4 protein-coding genes and 1 tRNA gene are annotated in these 3,219 nt (G+C 60.1%); 1 reads left to right on the top strand and 4 read right to left on the bottom strand.

The window, feature by feature from the left end; all coding sequences use genetic code 11:
• The coding region (locus tag ACP7A5_RS17875) for an alpha/beta hydrolase (protein WP_426043149.1) at positions 1-226 on the top strand (226 nt) is incomplete at its 5' end.
• A 456-nt stretch (positions 227-682) separates the two neighbouring features.
• Here the strand turns inward: ACP7A5_RS17875 and ACP7A5_RS17870 are convergent.
• The 4 genes from ACP7A5_RS17870 to ACP7A5_RS17855 all read right to left on the bottom strand — a co-directional run bounded on the left by ACP7A5_RS17870 (position 683) and on the right by ACP7A5_RS17855 (position 2,836).
• The gene (locus ACP7A5_RS17870; protein WP_426043148.1) at positions 683-1,396 is read right to left on the bottom strand and encodes a hypothetical protein; all 714 of its coding nucleotides are present in this window, start codon (positions 1,394-1,396) and stop codon (positions 683-685) included.
• A gap of 540 nt (positions 1,397-1,936) precedes the next feature.
• A complete protein-coding gene (locus ACP7A5_RS17865) occupies positions 1,937-2,293 on the bottom strand; it encodes a hypothetical protein (RefSeq protein WP_426039970.1) in 357 nt (118 codons plus the stop codon).
• A 169-nt stretch (positions 2,294-2,462) separates the two neighbouring features.
• Positions 2,463-2,600, bottom strand: a complete 138-nt coding sequence (locus ACP7A5_RS17860; protein ID WP_426039969.1) for a hypothetical protein — start codon at positions 2,598-2,600, stop codon at positions 2,463-2,465.
• A gap of 159 nt (positions 2,601-2,759) precedes the next feature.
• Positions 2,760-2,836: transfer RNA gene (locus tag ACP7A5_RS17855), tRNA-Lys, on the bottom strand.
• Positions 2,837-3,219: the final 383 nt, after the last annotated feature.

The following is a 3,219-nucleotide window of genomic DNA, read 5'->3' as shown; positions in this document are numbered from 1 at the left end:
CAATCTGCGTGGCCTCGCTCCCGTCACCATCGTCAACGCCGACATCGACCCCCTGCGGGACGACGGCGCGACGCTCGAGACCGCGCTGCGCTCGGCTGGGGTTCGGGTCGAACGCCGGAACTGGGAAGGCTCTGTGCACGAGTTCTTCTCGATGGCCGACATCGTGCGTGACGCCAGAGAGGCTCAGGACTGGTCGTTCGGACGCCTCCGGATGGCCCTTCGCTGAGAGCCTGGCGCCCACGCTCCCTCCTTGCAGAACAGCCGACCGACCCTTCGCCGCGGCCCGATCCGGTTAGCAGTGCGCTGCACTTGAGCACGACATTGCCATCAGCGCCGAAACTGGACATCGGGTGAACTGACCGGAAGCGGACCTCCCGAACGGCGGCTAGGTACTGGAGCGTGCGACTGGAGCAGAAGCTAGCCACAGCTCTGAAGACACACACGCGCTTCCTGCTAGATCGCAAATTCCCGACCGACCTGGAAGGGCACGAATGGTCGGTCGGGAATCACGCCTGAGGCCTTACTCAAGCTCAGCCGTAACACAAGGGCAGTGCCATTGTTCCTTACTCATCTATTGAAGCGTCGCCCTGCCGGGTCATCACCAAGGTCTTGGATGGGTCGAACCCGGGGGTCGGCGATCGGCCTCAAACGAGACATTGGCGGGGAGACGAAGGCGTCATACCTATGCGTTCGAGTGGTCGGGCAAGGGGTTCGAAGGCGAAGCAGCAAGACCTGCATTCACATCACGCATGGCCTTTCGCATCGACACCGAGGTTCTAAGGACAAAATACAGGGCAAATATCATGTAGCCGTCGATCGCTGCGCGGAAGGCGATCAAACCGATCGAGTAAGGCAAAACGACAGGGTTGTTGCTGAGACCTGCGACCTGGACCTTAAACACCTCCAGCACGTCGAAGAGTCCGCCTCTCAGAAGCTGGTCGGTGACGTAGAGAAGCAGCTGGGGTGAACTGGGGTTCAACACTGGCGTTCCCCCAGCCTGCGAAACTAGCACCACAGCGTTGGGATCAAACCACGAGTAGTAGGTCGTTCCCGCCCACAAAAAGAACACGGGCACCAGCACCCCGAACGCCATCATTCGTGCTGTCGAAGTGAGCAGTGCGAGGAGCATGCTTTTCAGCCGGCTCAGCTTAAGATCACGCTGCTTTTGTTTGGCTTGGTGGGACCTTGGCTTTGGGCCGGGGAGGTTCTGCGCCAGCGCCTTTTTTGTGGAATCAGTAAGGACTGTCCGCTCTTTCAGCGCCCGCCAGAGAGACACCGAAAGGAGGATGCCGGAAATGACGAGCACATATACGCGCACCGCTGACTCCGAGGTCAGCACGGACCAAGCGACTTGCGCATTGGAGCTAATGATGGCGCGAATACCGTCCCAGTTCATAAGGCTCCCCCAAACCTCATCGCCGGACGGATGACCCCCCATTCGTTAACGACGATGCAGAGCCTGATCACTGCGAGCGACTGAAGTCTAGCCAGGTCGCCGGAAAAGGGTAATCGGGCATTATCTCAAGGGCGCGGTTACACGCGGGTCCGCATGTGTTCCAGTCGCCCACAGGCTAGGAGCCGAGCCACCTGATCGCGCCAATGAGGACAAGCAGCACGCCGAACGCGAGAAGCCCCAAGTCCGCCTTCCTCGCGTCAGGGTGCATCGGCTTTCCATCCATGCGCCGGCCGATACTCCAAAGCGCAAAGGCGATGCCGAGGCCTCCAGCTCAAGACGCCGAGGCTGGGGCAGCATGACTGTCGGCAAACCGACCTTCCCAACTTCGCCTATGGGTCGAGCGCGGCCAATCCCTTCAAGCCGGATAGCGGACATTCGAATTGCTGTCAGCGAACCTACAGAAGCGACCTAATCCCGCTCAAATGCAAACGGCGGCCCCCTTCCGGGAGCCGCCGTTTCCGTATCGCTGGGTTGGAAAGACTACTCTTCTTCATCCTCGTCGGCTTCTTCGCTGCCGTCTTCATCCTCGACTTCGAAACCGTCGCCCGAGCAAAGGTCAACGCCCATGACTTCTTCCGTGTCGCCGTCCTCATAGGTGGCCTGCACGTCCTGAACGCAGTCGTCGCCCACGTCGAAAGTCACTTCCACGCCTTCACCCGGAGCGATCTCCTCGTCGAGCAGGTTGTCGCCGAAATCGTCCGAAGACTCGCCCGAGATGGCCAGGCCGACGATGGCGACTTCGCCGTCGTTGGTGACGGTCATCGTAGCTTGGGCTGCAGCGGCCGTGGCGAGAAGAAGGGCAGCCGTCGAGGCAGCCAGAAATAGTTTCGTATTCATCGTGTGATCCTTGACGGCCGGCGACTGCAGGCCAAACTTTGAGAGCGGTGCCAATGGGCCATGCGGCGTTGCGAGTTAACTGACGGGACCTGACGCGCCGCCAAGCTTGGTGGAGCCTTGAAGGGGAATATCCCAGGGACCTGAGCTGACACCCACAGGCGGTGCACCCTCAGTCCTCCATGGACTGGATGATTTGAATCGCCAGTTTCTTGAGCCTGGGATCGGTCAACCGCCGCCAGCTGTGAACAAGGTCATCGAGCTGCTCATCCTCGAACGCCCGAGGCTCGCCCGAAACGTAACCGTCCATGTGCGACGTCCGTTCAATCCGTGAAGCGAATGAACGATGCTCGCCCCGTCTCGCCCTAGGAATGGCGGCCCCACCGCGTTCGATACCGCCGGTGTCCACATCCGGATCGCTTGCACAACTTGCCGCTGACTGCACGCTACTCTCTCCAACCTGGCACGTTGGGGGGTGTTCGTGGACTTGAACCACGGACCTGCGGTTTAAGGGACCGCCGCTCTGCGCGTCTGAGCTAAACACCCGTCTCAACTTGGCACTGGGTCTTCAGACCCATCGGGATGACCGCAATGGTCATGCCAGAGGGATGTTGAGCGCGAAACTTGCGTTTTAGCTGGGGTGCCTACCATCGGGAGCCCGCTATGGTCGGATTACAAGGCTGATGCGAAGCCGACACTCGACAATCCGTCGTAAGCGGACGTCACACCGGTCCCTTCCTATGTCGGCTTTGGGTCGACATACGTCTTTGACATCAGGCCGAGAAGCGGACGTTCGCCAACGCAGTCAACACGACGGAGAAGACCGCGAAGCCTTTTCCAACACTCAATGCGATTTAGACGTCGTCACGACTTTGGAGCCCTCGGTTTCCGCGCCGGTTTCGCCGCGACCTCAGCCTTCTTCGGCTGAC

Origin of the sequence: Brevundimonas sp. TWP2-3-4b1 (genome assembly GCF_049897665.1) — a bacterium.
GTDB classification, from domain to species: Bacteria; Pseudomonadota; Alphaproteobacteria; order Caulobacterales; family Caulobacteraceae; genus Brevundimonas; species Brevundimonas subvibrioides_B.
Note: the sequence above shows the minus strand (reverse complement) of the source record. Positions and strands in the feature narration are given on the sequence as shown.